The organism is Pantoea sp. GW821-FHT03E06 (genome assembly GCF_059420725.1).
In genome coordinates this window covers 1,636,851-1,655,617 of record NZ_JBWKUG010000001.1, presented here as the reverse complement: position 1 = coordinate 1,655,617, position 18,767 = coordinate 1,636,851, and the positions used below count along the sequence as shown (strand labels likewise).

Below are 18,767 nucleotides of genomic sequence, written 5' to 3'. Positions count from 1 at the left end.
CGAGCTCCTTGTAATGGCAATCACGAGTTTGGGCGGGCGCTATCGTCATAACGTTCCAGTGAAAGGATTTCCGCGTCGCGTTTTTCCGTGCGACTGCAGGGCAACAGCTTATCGCTGTCTGCGTAGACGAAAAAGGTCTCTTGATTATTTTTGTTCACAATCAACTGATCGCCATTGCGAAAACGGGTGATGGAAACCTTGTCACCCTCTTTCAGGCTGGTCCGCTGCTGCCCGGCAGCAATTTGAAAATGACGCGCAGGCCACATCAGGGTGCTCAGTCCGTACTCGGCACGTGATACCGTCATGGTAGGACGACCCGGACACGTGATTTGATATTCGGTTTCGCTCCAGGCGGGCGCAATCTGACAAGCCAGCACGCCAACGGCCATAACTATCGCCTTCATTGGATTCTCCGCTGAGGTTAAATGATGATTTCGTTGGGATTTTCGTGCAGAAGGGTAACACATTTGTGGGGATGATGAAGGCAAGCGGCCTGCAGGACGCGGGCCGCACTAAAAAAAATCAAACTGGAAAGGTCAGTTTATCGAGTTCATGTCTTTGATCTGATTGCGATTAATCTGCTGTTCTTTACCGTCAATATCTTTGTAAGTAATCATGCCGGTATCGTCATCGACCTTCGGCTTACCCTGAACCACAATGGTTTGACCATCAGTGGTATGCAAGACGTGATCGGATGCACAACCCGCCAGCAGCAGGCCAAGGCTAAAAGTACCCACTAAAAACAGTGTCTTTTTCATCTCATCCTCCTTTTGGATTCACAAACAGGTGTAGCACAGACTGTCTGAAAGAAAACCAGGAGAAAGATTAATACGTAATAGCTTTGCTGCTGGGCATCAGTCTTGTCGACTGAGCAGCAGCAAAGCTATTTGAGAGAATTTATGGTGAGACGAGGGAGAGAGGATTTACTCTGCAGCCACCTGTGCGGCGACTAACATCAAGGCCAGGCCGGCCTCTTCGGCTTCAAAACGCTGCATCACTTCCTGAATGGCCGCTACGCAGTTCATGACCTGCTTTTTTTTGTCGGCTTCTAATTTGTCGATCGCGTGCTGAAGAATCATTAAACTCGCTTCTTCTTCTTTCATTCATTTACCCTTGTTTTGCTTACCCGGTGCGCAACGCTGGCAAGAATACCGTTTATCAGCTAGTAAAGTCACCCCTTTACATTTCTTCCGCTTAACGATTATACAAATGACAAATGGGAAGCAGCGTCAGACCTGCTATGATCCAGTTATCAGTACGCATTGGCGTGCCATGGCAAACCAGGGAATGAAGCAGGTGCTCATGTGGCGAATCACAGTTGTACTCACCCTTTTCGTTTTAGCTGGCTGCAGTTCGACACCAAAAGGTGTCGACTGTCCTGGTGAGGTTTCGACAATTTATGGTCAGTCGATGGGCAATACCCAGGCGCGAATCTTCGATTTGGTCAACGCCTTTGCCGTTACGCGCGATGGGGTAAAAGTCCAAAGCGGTACGCTGCACTCCACCGATCGCTTTCAGTATGTGCCCTCGGCCATTACTGCCGAAGGCTTCTATGCCCAGCGTTTATCGGATAAACAGTTTCGCCTGATCAATCCTTATCAGAACACCATGATTACCTGGACGTGCCCTTAAGCCGTGCGTTGCGACATGAGATGGTTTATTGTCTGCCCATCTCACGCTGCGGACCTGCATGATGGAAAAAAGTCTGGATAATAACGGTTATATCGATTTCCCCTTCCCTGCCACCACCAATGTGGATGGTTCGGTGAATCCCTGCGGATTTGACCTCACGTTAGAAACCGGTCGCATTGACGAGATCGCTGCGGGAAAGTATTCCGAAAATATGCGGCGCTTGCTCGAAGAGGTCAATTTGCAGGACGGCTTATTCATGACGCTGGCCTGCGACTGGCAGCGGCGTGAGGATGGCGTATGCGGTTTTATCGATATCGCCTTTCGCCCAACCCTATCCACTGCCAGCCGTAAAGAGACACAAAGCCTCGATCAGGCATTTGAGGTTTACCTGAGTCGTCAGGAAAAGCAGCACAACATGCAGAGTGGAACGTTAATCAATTATGCGCGCGCCGTGCTGGATTGGGGCTGGTCACCGCTTCACCTTCGGCATCGGCACTATGAAAAAGTGACGTTGCGCTATTACTGCCAGCAAGCCGAGGATGCGGAGTGGTGTTTTGATCATCTGCGCCATTTTTTTGTCAGCTGGTATCCGGCGTATCGAGATAAAAGCTAACCATATCGTGGATCAGTAGATTACGGCTTAACCAGCCGAATGGCGTGCTCTAACATACGCTGTTCATCACGCTCATCATGGGCGCGCTGATGACGTGTACGTTGCAGCAGCCTGGTGATTTCCGCCCGACGGGTTTCATGTCCCAGTTCGGTTAATACAATGACGGCATCGCCGATCACGCGGCATACTTCATCATAATCGTCTTCGTTTAATACATCGCGCTTCATGATTCCTCCGCTTTGAATCGCCCGTTAACCTGCGTGCTGAATGCACTTGACCGCTTTTTAGTCTGGACAGAATTTTTGCTTACTGCAAATTGCTGTTACAACCTTTCCCGCTGCGTCATTTGCTGACTGCAGTTTCTCTGACTACGCTAAGTAAGACATCCACCACTATCAGGGAGTTAACATGAGCGATAAAGCGGAAGCAAAATTGAACGAAGCGGCGGGTGCCGTTCAGGAAAAATTTGGCGAAGTCACCGGTTCACGCCGTCAGCAAGCGAAAGGCGCAGCGCGCCGTTATCCCTCTCAGGCCAGCTATGCGGTTCAGGATGCAGCGGATTGTGTGGTGAAATCGGTGCGTGATAATCCAGCGACCGGCCTGGCCGTGGCGGCCAGCATTGGCGTGATTGTCGGTTTCCTGCTCGGACGGAAATAATCCGTCAAAACGGGGCCTCCAGGGCCCCGTTACTCATCAGTCTTCATTTCTCATCAGATCTGTGCACGTCGTGCTTTATAGCGCGCCACCATGGTCATTAACGCCTGATAAATTAATCCCGCATATAAGCTCATCACAATTACCATGCCCATCTCTTTACCCTGCGCTTGCCAGGAGACAAACCACATAAAAATGCCCCACAGCAGCGAAAACAGCAGCCAACCTTTGACGAACTTAATGACACCTTGCATACCGCCTCCTCTCACGAATGCGATGAAGATAGCGGTTTATGAGATAACGCACACTACCGTTAATGTTTAAATGCTAGCTGTTTCAAACTTCCAGGAAAGGGATTGTAAACCCGCAGCCAGGTAGCGTATTACGCACGCGTCGCATATCGCCCTTGACGCCAATTATGTTTGAATTCTCCTCAACACTGTCCGGTATGTGGTTGAAATGACTTTTTTAAGTAATATCCAAAATTTTATTGAGGGCAATACGGTATTGTCTGCCGCTTTTAGCCTGCTAATCCTGATGGTCGCTGGCATGATCGCCCATCTAATCTGCAAATTCTTTATCGTTAAAGTGGTCAGAAAGGTGTTCTTCAGCGCGCACAAGAATGAAGTGCCGCTCGATAAAGATGTCCGCTTATCTGAAAAGCTCTCCAATTTCATTCCAGTGATTACGGTCTATTATCTGCTGCAGTTTATGCCGGATTTGCCCGAACATCTGTTAATCGCGATCAAGACCATCTGCGGCATTCTGTTCTTCGTGTATTTATCGCTGTTCTTTACCGAAGTGCTGGAGATTGTTAATAACTCCTACTCGAAAAAAGCCAAACGTAAGAATCACTCGATCAAAGGCTATATTCAGATCGGTAAAATTCTGGTGCACATTATTTCGGCGATCATGATTCTGGCGATTATGTCGAATAAATCACCGGTGATTATCATTTCCAGTTTGGGTGCGGTGGCTGCGGTATTAATGTTGGTGTTCCAGCATACGCTAATGTCATTGGTAGCAAATATTCAGGTGTCATCAAATGACGTGCTGCAGCTGGGTGACTGGATTGAAATGCCCGATAACGGGATCAGCGGCGAAGTGATCGATATTGCGCTGCATACTATTACGATCCGCAACTGGGACAACACGCTGTCGCGCATCCCAACTAAAAACTTCCTCACAGAAACCTATACCAATTGGCAAGCGATGTTCTCATCGGGTGCGCGCCGCATTATGCGCAGCTTCCATCTCGATCAGATGTCGATCCGTTTTCTCGATCACGACATGGTGCAGCAGATGAGCCAGATTCGCGGCGTCAGTGAACAGCTTTCCGCGCTGATGGATGGGCGCGATACGAATGCGGTCAATGAGCGCTGGTTTGCGGAAAACGGCATCACCAATTTAACCGTTTTTCGCAAATACCTGACGGCGTGGCTGTCGCAGCGCGACGATATTAAAAAAGATATGTATATCGTAGTGCGAGCGATGAAACCTTCACCTGAAGGCCTGCCGGTGGAGGTGTACTGCTTTACCTCATCGGTGCTATGGGTTGACTACGAGAATTCACAATCGGCCATTTTCGAGTATATCTATGCGATTATCGGTCAATTTTCATTGCGAATGTACCAACATCCAGGCGGTAGCGATTTCTGGCGGCTGTCGCAAGCGCGTGCGCAGACGACAAATTCAGATGAGCAGCAGACTGGATGATATCAACATCACGGGAGCCATTGGCTCCCTGTTGTCAGGATAAACAACAAAGCTGTGGGGGAATATGATCAATAACGTTATGATAGAAATTCATATTGAGGAAGTTTTTGATGTTTTTACCGGTCAAAAAGCAGGAGATAGAGTCTCTATTATTCTAAACGTTGCATCATGAAAAAACCTATAAAGCCTGGCTTCAGGATTTCATATGGGAATTATTTGGCGTTCGCCTGCCCATACTAACTGCCGTTATTTTTGCCGTTATTGCTGCCCGCTACTGGCCAGAATATGCGTTAATTTCATCAGCTGTATATCTTGTCGTGGCATTTATCGTGAGTGATTTTTTATTAAAGAAGAAAAAGTAAGTATTAACAAAACCCATTATTTATCAGAAAAAATTTTATAATTTCGCAAACTCATTCTAACACGTGAATAAAAAACGGGAGCCACTGGCTCCCGTTATGTTTTCTGCCGTCAGGCAAATTACATGTTATTGATGATTGCGTCACCAAACTCTGAACATTTCAGCAGCTTAGCGCCGTCCATCAGACGTTCGAAATCGTAAGTCACGGTTTTGTTAGCGATAGCGCCTTCAACACCTTTCACAATCAGGTCAGCCGCTTCGAACCACTCCAGATGACGCAGCATCATTTCTGCTGACAGAATCACTGAACCTGGGTTCACTTTGTCCTGACCAGCATACTTAGGTGCTGTACCGTGCGTCGCTTCGAACAGCGCGCATTCGTCACCGATGTTTGCGCCCGGTGCGATACCGATACCGCCAACCTGTGCCGCCAGGGCATCAGAGATGTAGTCGCCGTTCAGGTTCATACAGGCGATAACGTCGTATTCAGCAGGACGCAGCAGGATCTGCTGCAGGAAGGCATCGGCGATCACGTCTTTAACGATGATCTCTTTACCGGTGTTTGGGTTCTTAAACTTCATCCACGGGCCGCCATCGATCAGCTCGCCGCCGAACTCTTCTTTCACTAACTGGTAGCCCCAGTCTTTGAAAGAACCTTCGGTGAACTTCATGATGTTGCCTTTGTGAACCAGCGTCAGAGAATCACGATCGTTGGTGATGGTGTACTCTACCGCTGCGCGCACCAGACGTTTAGTACCCTCTTCCGAGCAAGGCTTAACGCCGATACCGCACTGCTCTGGGAAGCGAATTTTCTTCACGCCCATCTCTTCACGCAGGAACTTGATCACTTTATCGGCTTCAGGCGTGCCCGCTTTCCACTCGATACCTGCATAGATATCTTCTGAGTTTTCACGGAAGATCACCATATCGGTATCTTCTGGACGCTTAACCGGGCTTGGTGTGCCTTTGTAGTAGCGAACCGGACGCAGACACACGTACAGATCCAGCTCCTGGCGCAGCGCAACGTTAAGGGAACGAATACCGCCACCAACTGGGGTAGTCAGCGGGCCTTTAATGGCAACGCGGTACTCTTTGATTAAATCGAGGGTTTCTTGCGGCAGCCAGACGTCCTGGCCGTAGAGTTCTACTGATTTTTCGCCGGTGTAAATTTCCATCCAGGAAATTTTTCGCTCGCCGTTGTAGGCTTTCTTCACAGCGGCATCAACCACTTTCAACATTACCGGGGAAACATCAACGCCGATACCGTCACCTTCAATGTAAGGAATAATCGGGTTATTCGGAAAATTCAGTTTTCCCTGATCCAGGGTGATTTTTTGACCTTCCGCCGGAACAACTACTTTGCTTTCCATCAACCTCTCCTTCGAGCGATTTTTTGTTAATGATTTGTAAGATGCGGGTCAATACTACTTGATTATTTCCGCTACGCCAATCACCGTAGTTTCGCGCTATAATGCGCCGAATGTTTCCGACTGCAAAGCCCATGCGAAAAACTTCTCAACGAATTCACCAGGATAAGCGTGCTAACGCCCCAACGCGTAAGCCTGTGCGCCGAGATACCCGTCCGAAAGGCCCAAGACGCGTCATACTCTTTAACAAACCTTTCGATGTTTTACCGCAATTTAGCGATGAGGCTGGACGCCGCACGCTGAAAGATTTTGTGCCGGTAAGTGACGTTTATGCCGCAGGCCGCCTCGATCGCGACAGCGAAGGGTTGATGATTTTAACCAACGATGGCGCGCTGCAGGCCCAGCTGACGCAGCCCGGCAAGCGCACCGGGAAGATCTATTTTGTGCAGGTTGAAGGTGCGCCGCAGGAATCAGATTTATCCCTGTTACGTCACGGCGTGACGCTGAATGATGGTCCAACCTTACCGGCGGGAATTGAATTAGTGACCGAGCCAGCGTGGCTGTGGCCACGCCAGCCGCCGATTCGTGAGCGCAAAGCCATCCCCACCAGCTGGCTGAAAATCACGTTATTTGAAGGGCGCAATCGGCAGGTACGTCGTATGACCGCGCACATTGGTTTCCCTACGTTACGCCTGATTCGCTTTGCGATGGGTGAGCACCAGTTAGGCGATTTATCACCGGGCGAATGGCGCGATATCAGCGCCGCCGTTTAATAACTTTTAGTTAACAATTTTGGAGGAAGGATGTTTAAACCTCATGTAACGGTCGCCTGTATTGTGCAGGCCCAGGGACATTTACTGGTGGTAGAAGAGCGTGTACACGGCCGTATTACCTGGAACCAGCCAGCGGGTCATCTTGAAGCCGATGAAACCCTGCTCGAAGCAGCGCAGCGCGAACTGTTTGAAGAGACGGGCATTGATGCCCAACCCGACTATTTTCTCGGCGTGCAGCAGTGGATTGCGCCGGACGATACACCTTTTGTGCGTTTCCTGTTTGGCCTCGATCTGGCGGAAAAAGTGGAAACCTCACCGCACGATCGCGACATCGATTGCTGCTGGTGGCTGCCGCCAGAGCAGATTCTGACGGCCAATCGCCTGCGGTCGCCGTTGGTGGCAGAGAGCGTACGACTGTGGCAACAAGGCGCGCGTTATCCGCTGCAACTGGTCGCGCCGTTCCAGTGGCCGTTTCATGAGGGTGCGCGCCCCGCTTCTGCATGATAGAATGCGCCGCCTGTTTTTATCGTAATTTAAGAGTGCGTCATGTCTGACAACAGCCAGAAAAAAGTGATCGTCGGGATGTCCGGCGGCGTCGATTCTTCCGTTTCCGCCTGGTTACTGCAGCAGCAGGGCTATCAGGTGGAAGGCCTGTTCATGAAGAACTGGGAGGAAGACGACGGCGAGGAGTATTGCACCGCCGCCGATGATCTGGCTGACGCACAAGCCGTGTGTGACAAACTCGGCATCAAACTGCACAAAATTAACTTCGCCGCCGAGTACTGGGACAACGTGTTCGAACACTTCCTGGAAGAGTACAAAGCGGGACGCACGCCGAATCCTGACATCCTGTGCAACAAAGAGATCAAGTTCAAAGCTTTTCTCGAATTCGCGGCAGACGATCTCGGCGCAGACTTCATCGCCACTGGCCACTATGTGCGCCGTCAGGATGTTGACGGTCAGAGTCACCTGCTGCGCGGCCTCGACGGCAATAAAGATCAGAGCTACTTCCTCTATACCCTGAGCCACCAGCAGATCGCACAAAGTCTGTTTCCGGTTGGCGAACTGGAGAAACCGGAAGTACGCCGCATCGCTGAGCAGCTCGATCTCATCACGGCGAAGAAAAAAGACTCCACCGGCATCTGCTTTATCGGCGAGCGCAAATTCCGCGATTTCCTTGGCCGCTATCTGCCAGCCCAGCCGGGTGAGATTGAAACCGTTGACGGCGAAATCGTTGGTGAACATCAGGGCCTGATGTATCACACGCTCGGCCAGCGTAAAGGCTTGGGTATCGGTGGTCGTAAAGAGAGCAACGACGATCCCTGGTATGTGGTCGACAAAGATGTGGCGCGCAATCGCCTGATCGTGGCGCAAGGTGGCGACCATCCGCGCCTGATGTCGGTCGGCTTGATTGCCCAGCAGCTGCATTGGGTCAATCGTCAGCCTATCGCGGCCCCGCTACGCTGCACGGTAAAAACCCGCTATCGTCAAACCGATATTCCCTGCGAAATCATTCCGCACGGCGACGACCGTATTGAAGTCCGATTTGACGAGCCGGTTGCGGCCGTCACGCCTGGCCAATCTGCCGTGTTCTATCTCGGCGAAGTGTGCCTTGGTGGCGGTATTATCGAACAACGCCTGCCTTTGGCAGAAGCCTAAGGTCGGGGCTGTCCGACGCGATGACAGGAGTTAAGCGTGGCTAAGAACTATTATGAGATTACGCTGGCGTTGGCCGGCGTTTGCCAGGCCGCACATGTAGTGCAACAGCTTGCGCATCAGGGGCAATGCAACACCCATGCATTGAACGTGTCGCTGCGCAGTCTGCTCGATCTCAACCCCGGTTCGACGCTGGCGGTATATGGCAATGACGAAGCCAATTTGAAATTGGGGTTAGAAACCCTGATGGCGGTGCTGAACAGCAGCAGCCGCCAGGGCGCGGGTGCGGAACTGACGCGCTACACCCTGAGCATGATGGTGCTGGAGCGCAAGCTTCACGGCAACAAAAGCGCGTTGAATACGCTGGCACAGCGTATCGGCCAGCTTGATCGTCAGCTGGCGCATTATGAGCTGGAGTCCGATACCATCACCAGCGCCATGGCTGGGATTTACGTGGATGTGATTAGCCCATTGGGGCCGCGCATTCAGGTAACCGGATCGCCGCAGGTATTACAGAATTCTCAAGTGCAGAGTAAAGTGCGCGCCGCATTGCTGGCTGGTATTCGCTCTGCAGTATTGTGGCAGCAGGTTGGCGGTGGCCGTCTGCAGCTGATGTTCTCGCGCCAGCGATTGCTGGGTGAAGCGAAAACCATTTTATCCCGCCTGGGCCCGGCGTATTAAGCGCTGCCCCGGCATCATTGTTAAACGATTCAGGAGTTGCACTGATGGAATTATCCTCTCTGACCGCCGTTTCACCTGTCGATGGTCGTTACGGCGATAAAGTCAGCCCACTGCGCGCCATTTTCAGCGAGTTTGGATTGCTGAAATTCCGCGTTGAGGTTGAGGTTCGCTGGTTACAAAAACTGGCCACGACTGTAGAGATCAAGGAAGTTCCTGCATTTGATGCCGACGCAAACGCTTTCCTTGATGCTATTGTCGCCAATTTCAGCGAAGAAGACGCCGCACGCATCAAAACCATCGAGCGCACCACCAACCACGACGTAAAAGCCGTGGAGTATTTCCTGAAAGAGAAAGTGGCCGATGTGCCCGCGCTGCATGCGGTGTCTGAATTCATCCACTTCGCCTGTACTTCTGAAGATATTAATAACCTCTCGCATGCGCTGATGCTGGAAACGGCACGTCGCGATGTGATTGTGCCGTTCTGGAATAAACTCATCGATGCCGTAAAAGGCCTGGCGCACGAATATCGCGACATTCCGCTGCTGTCGCGTACCCACGGCCAGCCGGCTACACCGTCGACCATGGGTAAAGAGATGGCAAACGTGGCGTACCGTCTGGAACGCCAGCTGCGTCAGCTGAGCAAAATTGAAGTGCTGGGCAAAATCAACGGTGCCGTCGGCAACTACAACGCTCACCTCTCTGCCTATCCGGAAGTTGATTGGCATCAGCTTAGCGAGCAGTTTGTCACTTCGCTGGGCATCACGTGGAACCCGTACACCACGCAGATTGAACCGCACGACTATATTGCAGAACTGTTCGATTGCATCGCGCGTTTCAACACCATTCTCATCGACTTTGATCGTGATATCTGGGGCTACGTTGCGCTGAACCACTTCAAGCAGAAAACTATCGCTGGTGAAATCGGTTCATCAACCATGCCGCACAAAGTGAACCCGATTGACTTCGAAAATTCCGAGGGCAACCTCGGATTGGCCAACGCGATGATGCAGCATCTGGCCAGCAAACTGCCGGTTTCCCGCTGGCAGCGTGACCTCACCGATTCTACCGTGCTGCGTAACCTGGGCGTTGGCATCGGTTATGCACTGATCGCCTATCAAGCCACGCTGAAAGGCATCTCTAAGCTGGAAGTGAACCGCGATCGTCTATTGGATGAGCTGGATCACAACTGGGAAGTGCTGGCTGAGCCGATTCAAACCGTGATGCGTCGTTACGGCATCGAAAAACCGTACGAGAAGCTGAAAGAGCTGACGCGCGGTAAACGTGTTGATGCCGCCGGTATGCAGGCCTTCATTGATAGCCTGGCGCTGCCGGAAGAGGAGAAAGTGCGTCTGAAGCAGATGACGCCAGCCAACTACCTTGGCCGTGCGATTCAGATGGTTGATGATTTGCAGTAAATCTCAACAACAGGCGTGTTCAATGTTGGGCACGCCTCTATTAACAAACGTTGATCTCTTGTTTAGCTGGCTTCGCATATACTTTTCTCCATCATTATTGAGTCGGAAGCTAAGGAAATACTATGCGTGTTCTGGTTGTGGAAGATAACGCACTGCTGCGCCATCATCTCGCCGTGCAACTGCGTGAAATGGGCCATCAGGTCGATGCCGCAGAAGATGCCAAAGAAGCTGACTATTTCCTGCAAGAGCATATCCCTGATATCGCCCTGGTCGATCTGGGTTTACCCGACGAAGATGGCATGTCGTTGATTCGTCGCTGGCGAAGCGATGCCGTCCGCCAACCTATTCTGGTATTAACCGCCCGTGAAGGCTGGCAGGCGAAAGTCGAAGCGCTGGAAGCCGGTGCCGATGACTATGTCACCAAGCCGTTCCATATTGAAGAAGTGGCTGCTCGCTTGCAGGCGCTGATGCGTCGCAACAGCGGACATGCTTCACAAATCATCTCCATGCCGCCATTCCAGGTGGATTTATCACGCCGCGAGCTGACTGTGCAGGATGAGCCGGTCAAACTGACCGCGTTTGAATACACCATCGTTGAAACCTTGATTCGCAATGCCGGTAAAGTGGTCAGTAAAGATTCCCTAATGCTGCAGCTTTATCCGGATGCCGAACTGCGCGAAAGCCATACCATTGATGTATTGATGGGACGTCTGCGTAAAAAAATTCTTTCCCTCTATCCGACCGAAGTGATTAACACCGTGCGCGGCCAGGGTTATCGCTTTGATCTCTAATTTATGACGTGGTTCCAGCGCTTTCGCCCCTTCTCGCTGCGTGCCCGCTTTCTGCTGGCAACCGCCGCGATTGTCCTGTTTTTATCGCTCTCTTACGGCATGGTGGCGGTGGTGGGCTATGTTGTCAGCTTCGATAAAAACACCTATCGCGTGATGCGTGGCGAGAGCAATCTGTTCTTCACGCTGGCACAGTGGCAAGACAATAAACTCACCATCGGCCAGCCTGAGCGTATGACGCTCAACTTCCCTACGCTGGTGTTTATTTACGATGAGCATGGCAAGTTGCTGTGGCAACAGCGCGATGTGCCTGATATTCGTAAAAAGATTCGCCGCGAGTGGCTGCTTAAGCCTGACTTTTACGAAATCGATACCAACAACAGCACCAGCATGGCGGCGATGGGCAATAACCCACTAGCAAAAGAGCGACTGCACGCGCTGGACAGTGACAGCAACGACACCTTTACGCACTCGGTGGCGGTGAATCGCTACGATGCCACCACCAATTTACCCGCGCTGACGATCGTGGTTGTCGATTCAATCCCGCAGGAACTGCAGCATTCCGATGTGGTGTGGTCGTGGTTTAGCTATGTGCTGGCCGCCAATCTGCTGTTGGTCATTCCCCTGCTGTGGCTGGCGGCGCACTGGAGTTTGCGGCCGATTGGCGATCTCACCTCGCAGGTGCGCGAGCTGGAAACGGGCCACCGCGAAAATCTTGATGATAACCCGCCGCTGGAATTGCGGAGCCTGGTGCGAAATCTCAACCTGCTGCTGACCAATGAACGCCAGCGCTATACGCGCTATCGCACCACGCTTTCGGACGTGACGCACAGCCTGAAAACCCCGTTAGCGGTGCTGCAAAGTACGCTGCGTTCGTTACGCAGCGGCAAAGAGCTGACGGTGGAACAAGCCGAGCCGGTGATGCTGGAACAGATCAGCCGTATCTCGCAGCAAATTGGTTATTACCTGCATCGTGCCAGCATGCAGGCCGACCACAATCCGTTGCAGCGCGATGTGCATTCGGTATCGGCATTGCTCGATAGCCTGTGTTCGGCGTTGAATAAGGTGTATCAGCGCAAAGGCGTGGAGATCACCCTGGACATTTCACCTGAGCTGACCTTTATCGGCGATCAAAACGATTTTATGGAAGTACTGGGCAACGTGCTGGATAACGCCTGCAAATATTGCCTGGAATTTATTGAAGTCACCGCCCGCCAAACCGATAAAGCGCTGCATCTGTTTATCGACGATGATGGCCCTGGCATTCCGGAAAGCAAACGCGATCTGATTTTCGTGCGCGGTCAGCGCGCCGATACCCTGCGTCCCGGCCAGGGGTTAGGTTTAGCCGTGGTACGCGATATCCTCGAACAGTATGCAGGTCAGGTGATTGCCACCACCAGCCCGCTCGGCGGCGCACGCATGGAAGTGATTTTTCAACGTCAGGAAGGTGAGCATCACCGCGAGTAGAAAGGGACGCAGGCTGTTATACTTGCCTTCATTCTTTGCCGCAAACGGAATCCTCGTATGGACTATCAGCTCGACATCAACTGGCCCGATTTTATTCAGCGCTACTGGCAGAAACGCCCGGTAGTGCTCAAGCGGGGTTTCAAAAACTTCGTAGATCCTATTTCTCCTGATGAGCTGGCCGGTTTGGCGATGGAAAATGAGGTGGATAGCCGCCTTGTTAGCCATAACAATGGCAAATGGCAAGTCAGTCATGGCCCGTTTGAAAGCTACGATCATCTTGGTGAGAGCAATTGGTCACTGCTGGTACAGGCGGTAAACCACTGGCATGAACCTTCTGCCGCGCTGATGCGCCCGTTCCGTTTTTTGCCTGACTGGCGTGTTGACGATCTGATGATCTCCTTTGCCGTGCCCGGCGGCGGCGTTGGCCCGCATTTCGACCAGTATGACGTGTTTATTATTCAGGGTACCGGTCGTCGTCGCTGGCGCGTAGGTGAGAAAGTGCCGTTGAAACAGCACTGTCCGCACCCGGATCTGCTGCAGGTTGAACCGTTTGACGCCATCATTGATGAAGAGATGGAGCCCGGCGATATTCTCTATATTCCGCCTGGATTCCCACATGAAGGCTACTCGCTGGAAAATGCTATCAACTATTCGGTGGGCTTCCGCGCGCCAAATGGTCGCGAGCTGATCAGCGGCTTTGCCGATCATATGCTGGCCAACGAGTTGGGTAGCTATCGCTATAGCGATCCGGATGTGCCGTCGCGTGATTGCCCATCGCAAATCTTGCCGTCAGAGCTGGAAGGCATCCGCCAAGTGATGATGGATGTCATTAATCAGCCGGAGCAGTTTAACCAGTGGTTTGGCGAGTTTATTTCCCAATCGCGTCACGAGCTGGATATCGCACCGCCGGAACCGCCTTATCAGCCGGATGAAATCTATGATGCGTTGCAACAGGGCGACGCGCTGACGCGTCTTGGTGGCCTGCGCGTATTAACCTTGGGCGATACCGTGTTCGTAAACGGCGAATCGATCAGCTGCACCCATCCGCAAGTGCTGGCGGCACTGGCACATCATCATGTGCTGACGCTGGAAGATTTTGGCGATGCGCTGGACGATCCCTCAATGCTGGCGCAGCTGGCTGCGCTGGTGAATAGCGGATATTGGTTCTTCGGCGAATAAGGCCGTTATTGGGTCGCCATGAAGGATGTGCAAAAAAAGGCCTTTTTATGTTGGTGCGCATGAATGCGCACCCTACGAAAACCCAGCCATATCCACGTAGGGTCACCATTTATGGTGACCGATTCACGCTTAACTTAACTGGTTAGCATTACGCCATTTATGGCAGCCAGACAAGGTTGTAGGATGCGCATTTGTGCGCATCCTGTTGCTACCCTTTCTTCTGCCCCGCCAGCTCAGCCAAACGCACAATCACCTCTACCGACTGCGCCATGACATTAAGCGAAGCGAACTCGTGCTTGCCGTGATAGTTATATCCGCCGGTGAACAGGTTCGGGCATGGCAGACCTTTCCACGACAGTGCAGAGCCGTCAGTGCCGCCGCGAATCGGTTTGACGTTTGGTTCAATGCCGCAATCGCGCATCGCCTGGAGCGCTAACTCAATGATATGCGGATGCGGTTCAACCTTCTCGCGCATATTGCGATAGCTGTCGGTAATTTCCACTTTCACCGAACACTCGCTTTGCAACCCTTTGCTGACGCGCTGTCCGATCTCTTCCAGCAGCTGCTTGCGTTTGTCATAGCTATCCGCATCGAAATCACGAATCAGATACATCAGCTCGGCATGCTCAACCGTGCCTTTAATGGTATGCAAATGGAAAAAGCCTTCGTAGCCATCGGTATATTGCGGCTTCTCCTTTGGCGGTAGCTCCGCGTGGAAACGCATCGCCAGATCCAGCGCATTGACCATCACATTTTTAGCGCTGCCCGGATGCACATTATTACCGGTGATTTTCACCATCGCGGTCGCCGCGTTGAAGTTCTCGAACTCGAATTCTCCGAGATCGCTACCGTCAACGGTATAGGCCCAATCGGCGGCAAAACCTTCTACATCGAAGTGCGAAGCACCGCGGCCGATCTCTTCATCAGGAGTAAACGCCACACGGATCGCGCCGTGCGGAATATCACTGTTCGCCAGGCGCGCCATCGCCGTCATGATCTCGGCGATGCCGGCTTTGTCATCCGCCCCAAGCAGGGTTTTACCGTCGGTGGTGATCAGCGTATGACCCACCAGTTTATGCAGGATTGGGAACATCACCGGCGACAGAACTTCATCGCCGATGCCTAAAGCAATGTCGCCACCGCGATAGTTTTCAATAATCTGTGGATTAACGTTTTTGGCTGTGAAATCCGGTGAGGTATCCATATGCGAAATAAAGCCGATCACCGGGGTAGCCCAGTCGACGTTGGCCGGCAGCGTGCCCATAACGCAGCAGTGGTCACTCAATGAAACATCAACAAATCCAAGTGCAATCAGCTCTTCCTGTAATTGACGTGCCAGGATCCACTGCCCTTCACTGCTGGGCACCTGACGCGCCTGAGGTTTTGACTGAGTTTCTACTGCCACATAACTGAGAAAACGCTCAAGTAATTGATCCATTTGTCATCCCTCTAAAGAACCTGCATCATTATCATGGCGGCTTAACACCACCATGTTGCGTCAAATCATTATCCTTCAGGTTAGCTCTCTCAACGTCTTTTGCGCTGAAAATTTGCACACTGTCGCCTGTTCGACATATCCGATACGCATACTCCGGCATTTTTCAGCGTTTTCAAGGTAAATCCGTGGCAAAACATGGCGCTGACGCATTTTTGCGGTATTATCGCGCCCTTCATCACGGCATGTCGTCTTCAGCGGCTATGCTGTAACCTGATTCACCATCAGACTGAGTGACTAAAATGACGCAAACACGCGATCTCGCGCTGGTTACGCTTTCTGGCATCAGTAAAGCTTTCGATGGCAAAACCATCATCTCTGACTTCGACCTGACCATCCGTCACGGCGAATTTATCACGCTGCTCGGCCCCTCCGGCTGCGGAAAAACCACCATCTTGCGCCTGATAGCCGGGCTGGAAGAGGCCGACCACGGTCGCATCATCCTTGATGATAACGACATTACCGATTTGCCGGCTGAACATCGCCATATCAACACCGTGTTTCAGAGCTATGCGCTGTTTCCACACATGTCGGTGTTTGAAAACGTGGCTTTTGGCCTGCGCATGCAGAAAACCCCGGCGGCCGAGATCACCACACGCGTCAACGATGCGCTGGCGATGGTGCAGCTGGAGAGCTTTGCCGATCGCCGTCCGCATCAGCTCTCAGGCGGGCAGCAGCAGCGCGTGGCGATTGCGCGCGCGGTGGTCAACCGCCCGAAAGTGCTGCTGCTGGACGAGTCGCTCTCAGCGCTGGATTATAAGTTGCGTCGTCAGATGCAAAATGAGCTGAAAGCGCTGCAGCGCAAGCTCGGCATCACGTTTGTTTTCGTTACCCACGATCAGGAAGAAGCGCTGACCATGTCAGATCGTATCGTGGTGATGCGCGATGGCCGCATTGAACAGGACGGCACGCCGCGCGAAATCTATGAAGAACCGGCCAACCTGTTTGTCGCGCGCTTTATCGGCGAGATTAACGTGTTCGATGCCGAGGTGCTCAACAGCGATAATGCCCCCAGCATCCGCGCGCGGGTTGAAGGCCGGGAATGTGACCTCCACTGTGATTTTGCGGTGAAGCTCGGCGATCGGCTGCATGTCCTGCTGCGCCCGGAAGATCTGCGCGTGGAGGAGATCGATCACGACAGCCGCAGCGACAATCTGATTGGCTACGTGCGTGAACGCAACTATAAAGGCATGACGCTGGAATCCACCGTTGAGCTGGAGAACGGTAAGCTGCTCACGGTGAGCGAATTTTTCAACGAAGACGATCCCGATTTTGACCATTCGCTGAACCAGAAAATGGCCGTCAGCTGGGTGCCGAACTGGGAGGTGGTGCTGCCGTATGAAACGGATGCGTAATCGTCTACAGAAAGTGATTGTCGCCCTGATCGTCAGCTGGCTGACGCTATTTGTGCTGCTGCCCAACCTGATGATTTTCGTCACCAGCTTCCTGACGCGCGACGATGCGCATTTTGTCAGCATGGCCTTTACCCTCAATAACTACACGCGCCTGCTCGATCCACTCTACGCCGATGTGTTATTGCACTCGCTGAACATGGCCTTTATCGCCACGCTGTGCTGCCTGCTGCTCGGTTATCCGTTCGCCTGGTGCCTGACCAAATTGCCGGCACGAATGCGTGCGCTAATGCTGTTCCTGCTGATTGTCCCGTTCTGGACCAACTCGCTGATCCGCATTTACGGCCTGAAAATTTTTCTCAGCACACGCGGCTGGCTGAATGCGTTTTTACTGTGGATCGGCGTGATCGATAAACCCTTCCGCATTATGTACACCTCAGAAGCGGTCATCCTCGGGCTGATTTACATCCTGCTGCCGTTTATGGTGCTGCCGCTCTATTCCAGCCTCGAGAAGCTGGACAAATCCTGCCTCGAAGCCGCACGTGACCTCGGTGCCAACAAGCTGAAAACGTTCCTGCGCATTATTTTGCCACTCACCATGCCGGGGATTGTCGCCGGTTGCCTGCTGGTGTTTATCCCGGCGATGGGGCTGTTCTTCGTCTCCGATTTAATGGGCGGCGCGAAAAACCTGTTGATTGGTAACGTCATAAAAAGCCAGTTCCTCAACATCCGCGATTGGCCGTTTGGCGCGGCCACCAGTATCGTGATGACGCTGTTAATGGGTTTAATGCTGCTGGCCTACTGGCGCGCGGCACGTATGCTAAACAGCAAGGTGGATCTGCAATGATGGCGCGCTGGCTACGCGGCGGCTTCATGGCCATGATTTACGCCTGGTTTTACATCCCGATCATTATTCTGATCGTCAACTCCTTTAACAGCTCGCGGTTTGGCATCAACTGGCAGGGCTTCAGCACTCAGTGGTATCGCCTGTTGATGAATAACGACAGCCTGATTCAGGCCGCACAGCACTCCTTACTGATGGGCGTGCTGTCGGCCAGCTGCGCAACCATCATTGGCTCGCTAACCGCTGTTGCACTCTATCGTTATCGCTTCCGCGGTAAACCGTTCGTCAGCGGCATGCTATTTGTGGTGATGATGTCGCCCGATATCGTGATGGCGATTTCCCTGCTGGTGCTGTTTATGCTGTTGGGCATTTCGCTTGGTTTCTGGTCGCTGCTGTTCTCACACATCACCTTTTGTCTACCGTTTGTGGTGATCACCGTCTATTCGCGCCTGAAAGGTTTTGATGTGCGTATGCTGGAGGCGGCAAAAGATCTCGGCGCCAGCGAAGTCACTATCTTGCGCAAAATTTTGCTGCCGCTGGCGCTGCCTGCGGTCGCGGCGGGTTGGCTCCTCAGCTTTACGCTGTCGATGGACGATGTAGTGGTCTCCTCGTTCGTCACCGGCCCGAGTTTTGAAATCTTACCGCTAAAAATCTATTCGATGGTTAAAGTTGGCGTGTCACCGGAAGTGAACGCGCTGGCGACAATTTTGCTGCTGCTGTCGCTACTGTTGGTGGCGCTCAGTCAGCTGTTGCTCCGTGATAAAACTAAATAGA

General features: G+C 52.3%; 22 protein-coding genes. 15 read left to right on the top strand and 7 right to left on the bottom strand.

Translation table 11 applies throughout. The features are described from left to right. Positions 1-20: 20 nt before the first annotated feature. The 3 genes from AC07WB_RS07680 to AC07WB_RS07670 form a co-directional block, all read right to left on the bottom strand. Positions 21-404: a hypothetical protein gene (locus tag AC07WB_RS07680; protein WP_097094204.1), complete on the bottom strand. Its 384-nt coding sequence runs from the start codon at positions 402-404 to the stop codon at positions 21-23. Positions 405-536: 132 nt separating this feature from the next. Then, positions 537-758: a YgdI/YgdR family lipoprotein gene (locus AC07WB_RS07675; protein ID WP_097094205.1), complete on the bottom strand. Its 222-nt coding sequence runs from the start codon at positions 756-758 to the stop codon at positions 537-539. 165 nt (positions 759-923) lie between these two features. Next, positions 924-1,103, bottom strand: a complete 180-nt coding sequence (locus AC07WB_RS07670; protein WP_008108187.1) for a hypothetical protein — start codon at positions 1,101-1,103, stop codon at positions 924-926. 199 nt (positions 1,104-1,302) lie between these two features. On the opposite strand from AC07WB_RS07670, the gene AC07WB_RS07665 reads away from it, so the two are divergent. Together AC07WB_RS07665 and AC07WB_RS07660 are read left to right on the top strand one after the other, a co-directional pair. After that, entirely contained in the window at positions 1,303-1,632 is a 330-nt protein-coding gene (locus tag AC07WB_RS07665; protein ID WP_097097554.1) for a hypothetical protein, read from the top strand. A 61-nt stretch (positions 1,633-1,693) separates the two neighbouring features. Next, a complete protein-coding gene (locus tag AC07WB_RS07660) occupies positions 1,694-2,245 on the top strand; it encodes a hypothetical protein (protein ID WP_494941057.1) in 552 nt (183 codons plus the stop codon). A gap of 20 nt (positions 2,246-2,265) precedes the next feature. Here the strand turns inward: AC07WB_RS07660 and AC07WB_RS07655 are convergent, their stop codons facing one another. Further along, positions 2,266-2,472 carry a DUF2767 family protein gene (locus AC07WB_RS07655; protein ID WP_097094207.1) on the bottom strand — a complete coding sequence of 69 codons (207 nt, stop codon included), beginning with the start codon at positions 2,470-2,472 and terminating at the stop codon, positions 2,266-2,268. Positions 2,473-2,653: 181 nt separating this feature from the next. On the opposite strand from AC07WB_RS07655, the gene AC07WB_RS07650 reads away from it, so the two are divergent. Beyond that, positions 2,654-2,902 (top strand): CsbD family protein, encoded by a 249-nt coding sequence (locus AC07WB_RS07650; RefSeq protein WP_097094208.1) that lies wholly within the window; start codon positions 2,654-2,656, stop codon positions 2,900-2,902. A gap of 53 nt (positions 2,903-2,955) precedes the next feature. Here the strand turns inward: AC07WB_RS07650 and AC07WB_RS07645 are convergent, their stop codons facing one another. Next, positions 2,956-3,153, bottom strand: coding sequence for a DUF6404 family protein (locus tag AC07WB_RS07645; RefSeq protein ID WP_097094209.1), 198 nt, complete (start codon positions 3,151-3,153; stop codon positions 2,956-2,958). 205 nt (positions 3,154-3,358) lie between these two features. Here AC07WB_RS07645 and AC07WB_RS07640 point away from each other — a divergent pair, with 205 nt between their 5' ends. Next, entirely contained in the window at positions 3,359-4,615 is a 1,257-nt protein-coding gene (locus AC07WB_RS07640; protein ID WP_097094210.1) for a mechanosensitive ion channel family protein, read from the top strand. A gap of 480 nt (positions 4,616-5,095) precedes the next feature. Here the strand turns inward: AC07WB_RS07640 and icd are convergent, their stop codons facing one another. Continuing rightward, positions 5,096-6,346, bottom strand: a complete 1,251-nt coding sequence (icd, locus tag AC07WB_RS07635) for an NADP-dependent isocitrate dehydrogenase (protein WP_494940263.1) — start codon at positions 6,344-6,346, stop codon at positions 5,096-5,098. A gap of 131 nt (positions 6,347-6,477) precedes the next feature. Between icd and rluE the strand changes: the two genes are divergently transcribed. The 8 genes from rluE to AC07WB_RS07595 all read left to right on the top strand — a co-directional run bounded on the left by rluE (position 6,478) and on the right by AC07WB_RS07595 (position 14,302). Further along, entirely contained in the window at positions 6,478-7,116 is a 639-nt protein-coding gene (rluE, locus tag AC07WB_RS07630; protein ID WP_370659778.1) for a 23S rRNA pseudouridine(2457) synthase RluE, read from the top strand. A gap of 30 nt (positions 7,117-7,146) precedes the next feature. Further along, positions 7,147-7,620: an NUDIX domain-containing protein gene (locus AC07WB_RS07625; protein WP_097094214.1), complete on the top strand. Its 474-nt coding sequence runs from the start codon at positions 7,147-7,149 to the stop codon at positions 7,618-7,620. Positions 7,621-7,662: 42 nt separating this feature from the next. Beyond that, positions 7,663-8,775: a tRNA 2-thiouridine(34) synthase MnmA gene (gene mnmA, locus AC07WB_RS07620; protein ID WP_097094215.1), complete on the top strand. Its 1,113-nt coding sequence runs from the start codon at positions 7,663-7,665 to the stop codon at positions 8,773-8,775. Positions 8,776-8,811: 36 nt separating this feature from the next. After that, entirely contained in the window at positions 8,812-9,453 is a 642-nt protein-coding gene (hflD, locus tag AC07WB_RS07615; RefSeq protein WP_097094216.1) for a high frequency lysogenization protein HflD, read from the top strand. Between the two features lie 44 nt (positions 9,454-9,497). Then, a complete protein-coding gene (purB, locus tag AC07WB_RS07610) occupies positions 9,498-10,868 on the top strand; it encodes an adenylosuccinate lyase (protein WP_097094217.1) in 1,371 nt (456 codons plus the stop codon). Between the two features lie 122 nt (positions 10,869-10,990). Continuing rightward, positions 10,991-11,659 carry a two-component system response regulator PhoP gene (gene phoP, locus AC07WB_RS07605; protein ID WP_097094218.1) on the top strand — a complete coding sequence of 223 codons (669 nt, stop codon included), beginning with the start codon at positions 10,991-10,993 and terminating at the stop codon, positions 11,657-11,659. A 3-nt stretch (positions 11,660-11,662) separates the two neighbouring features. Next, positions 11,663-13,123 (top strand): two-component system sensor histidine kinase PhoQ, encoded by a 1,461-nt coding sequence (phoQ, locus tag AC07WB_RS07600; RefSeq protein ID WP_097094219.1) that lies wholly within the window; start codon positions 11,663-11,665, stop codon positions 13,121-13,123. Positions 13,124-13,180: 57 nt separating this feature from the next. Continuing rightward, positions 13,181-14,302: a ribosomal protein uL16 3-hydroxylase gene (locus tag AC07WB_RS07595; protein ID WP_494940262.1), complete on the top strand. Its 1,122-nt coding sequence runs from the start codon at positions 13,181-13,183 to the stop codon at positions 14,300-14,302. A gap of 208 nt (positions 14,303-14,510) precedes the next feature. Here AC07WB_RS07595 and pepT read toward each other — a convergent pair whose 3' ends face one another. Further along, the gene (pepT, locus tag AC07WB_RS07590) at positions 14,511-15,740 is read right to left on the bottom strand and encodes a peptidase T (RefSeq protein ID WP_097094221.1); all 1,230 of its coding nucleotides are present in this window, start codon (positions 15,738-15,740) and stop codon (positions 14,511-14,513) included. Positions 15,741-16,039: 299 nt separating this feature from the next. Here pepT and potA point away from each other — a divergent pair, with 299 nt between their 5' ends. Genes potA through potC form a run of 3 tightly spaced genes read left to right on the top strand, consistent with a single transcriptional unit; the run spans position 16,040 to position 18,766 of the window. Beyond that, positions 16,040-17,152 carry a spermidine/putrescine ABC transporter ATP-binding protein PotA gene (potA, locus tag AC07WB_RS07585; RefSeq protein ID WP_494940261.1) on the top strand — a complete coding sequence of 371 codons (1,113 nt, stop codon included), beginning with the start codon at positions 16,040-16,042 and terminating at the stop codon, positions 17,150-17,152. Next, a complete protein-coding gene (gene potB / locus AC07WB_RS07580) occupies positions 17,136-17,996 on the top strand; it encodes a spermidine/putrescine ABC transporter permease PotB (protein ID WP_097094223.1) in 861 nt (286 codons plus the stop codon). The genes potA and potB overlap by 17 nt, the downstream gene beginning before the upstream one ends. Further along, positions 17,993-18,766, top strand: a complete 774-nt coding sequence (gene potC / locus AC07WB_RS07575) for a spermidine/putrescine ABC transporter permease PotC (RefSeq protein WP_097094224.1) — start codon at positions 17,993-17,995, stop codon at positions 18,764-18,766. Before potB ends, potC begins: the two co-directional genes overlap by 4 nt. Position 18,767 lies beyond the last annotated feature (1 nt).

Coding starts and splice junctions, on each gene's coding strand:
- AC07WB_RS07680 (WP_097094204.1), bottom strand. CDS start 404: ATGAAGGCGATAGTTATGGCCGTTGGCGTGCTGGCTTGTCAGATTGCG.
- phoQ (WP_097094219.1), top strand. CDS start 11,663: ATGACGTGGTTCCAGCGCTTTCGCCCCTTCTCGCTGCGTGCCCGCTTT.
- AC07WB_RS07670 (WP_008108187.1), bottom strand. CDS start 1,103: ATGAAAGAAGAAGAAGCGAGTTTAATGATTCTTCAGCACGCGATCGAC.
- potA (WP_494940261.1), top strand. CDS start 16,040: ATGACGCAAACACGCGATCTCGCGCTGGTTACGCTTTCTGGCATCAGT.
- phoP (WP_097094218.1), top strand. CDS start 10,991: ATGCGTGTTCTGGTTGTGGAAGATAACGCACTGCTGCGCCATCATCTC.
- icd (WP_494940263.1), bottom strand. CDS start 6,346: ATGGAAAGCAAAGTAGTTGTTCCGGCGGAAGGTCAAAAAATCACCCTG.
- AC07WB_RS07665 (WP_097097554.1), top strand. CDS start 1,303: ATGTGGCGAATCACAGTTGTACTCACCCTTTTCGTTTTAGCTGGCTGC.
- AC07WB_RS07625 (WP_097094214.1), top strand. CDS start 7,147: ATGTTTAAACCTCATGTAACGGTCGCCTGTATTGTGCAGGCCCAGGGA.
- purB (WP_097094217.1), top strand. CDS start 9,498: ATGGAATTATCCTCTCTGACCGCCGTTTCACCTGTCGATGGTCGTTAC.
- AC07WB_RS07645 (WP_097094209.1), bottom strand. CDS start 3,153: ATGCAAGGTGTCATTAAGTTCGTCAAAGGTTGGCTGCTGTTTTCGCTG.
- pepT (WP_097094221.1), bottom strand. CDS start 15,740: ATGGATCAATTACTTGAGCGTTTTCTCAGTTATGTGGCAGTAGAAACT.
- AC07WB_RS07650 (WP_097094208.1), top strand. CDS start 2,654: ATGAGCGATAAAGCGGAAGCAAAATTGAACGAAGCGGCGGGTGCCGTT.
- AC07WB_RS07660 (WP_494941057.1), top strand. CDS start 1,694: ATGGAAAAAAGTCTGGATAATAACGGTTATATCGATTTCCCCTTCCCT.
- mnmA (WP_097094215.1), top strand. CDS start 7,663: ATGTCTGACAACAGCCAGAAAAAAGTGATCGTCGGGATGTCCGGCGGC.
- AC07WB_RS07675 (WP_097094205.1), bottom strand. CDS start 758: ATGAAAAAGACACTGTTTTTAGTGGGTACTTTTAGCCTTGGCCTGCTG.
- AC07WB_RS07655 (WP_097094207.1), bottom strand. CDS start 2,472: ATGAAGCGCGATGTATTAAACGAAGACGATTATGATGAAGTATGCCGC.
- rluE (WP_370659778.1), top strand. CDS start 6,478: ATGCGAAAAACTTCTCAACGAATTCACCAGGATAAGCGTGCTAACGCC.
- AC07WB_RS07640 (WP_097094210.1), top strand. CDS start 3,359: ATGACTTTTTTAAGTAATATCCAAAATTTTATTGAGGGCAATACGGTA.
- potC (WP_097094224.1), top strand. CDS start 17,993: ATGATGGCGCGCTGGCTACGCGGCGGCTTCATGGCCATGATTTACGCC.
- AC07WB_RS07595 (WP_494940262.1), top strand. CDS start 13,181: ATGGACTATCAGCTCGACATCAACTGGCCCGATTTTATTCAGCGCTAC.
- potB (WP_097094223.1), top strand. CDS start 17,136: ATGAAACGGATGCGTAATCGTCTACAGAAAGTGATTGTCGCCCTGATC.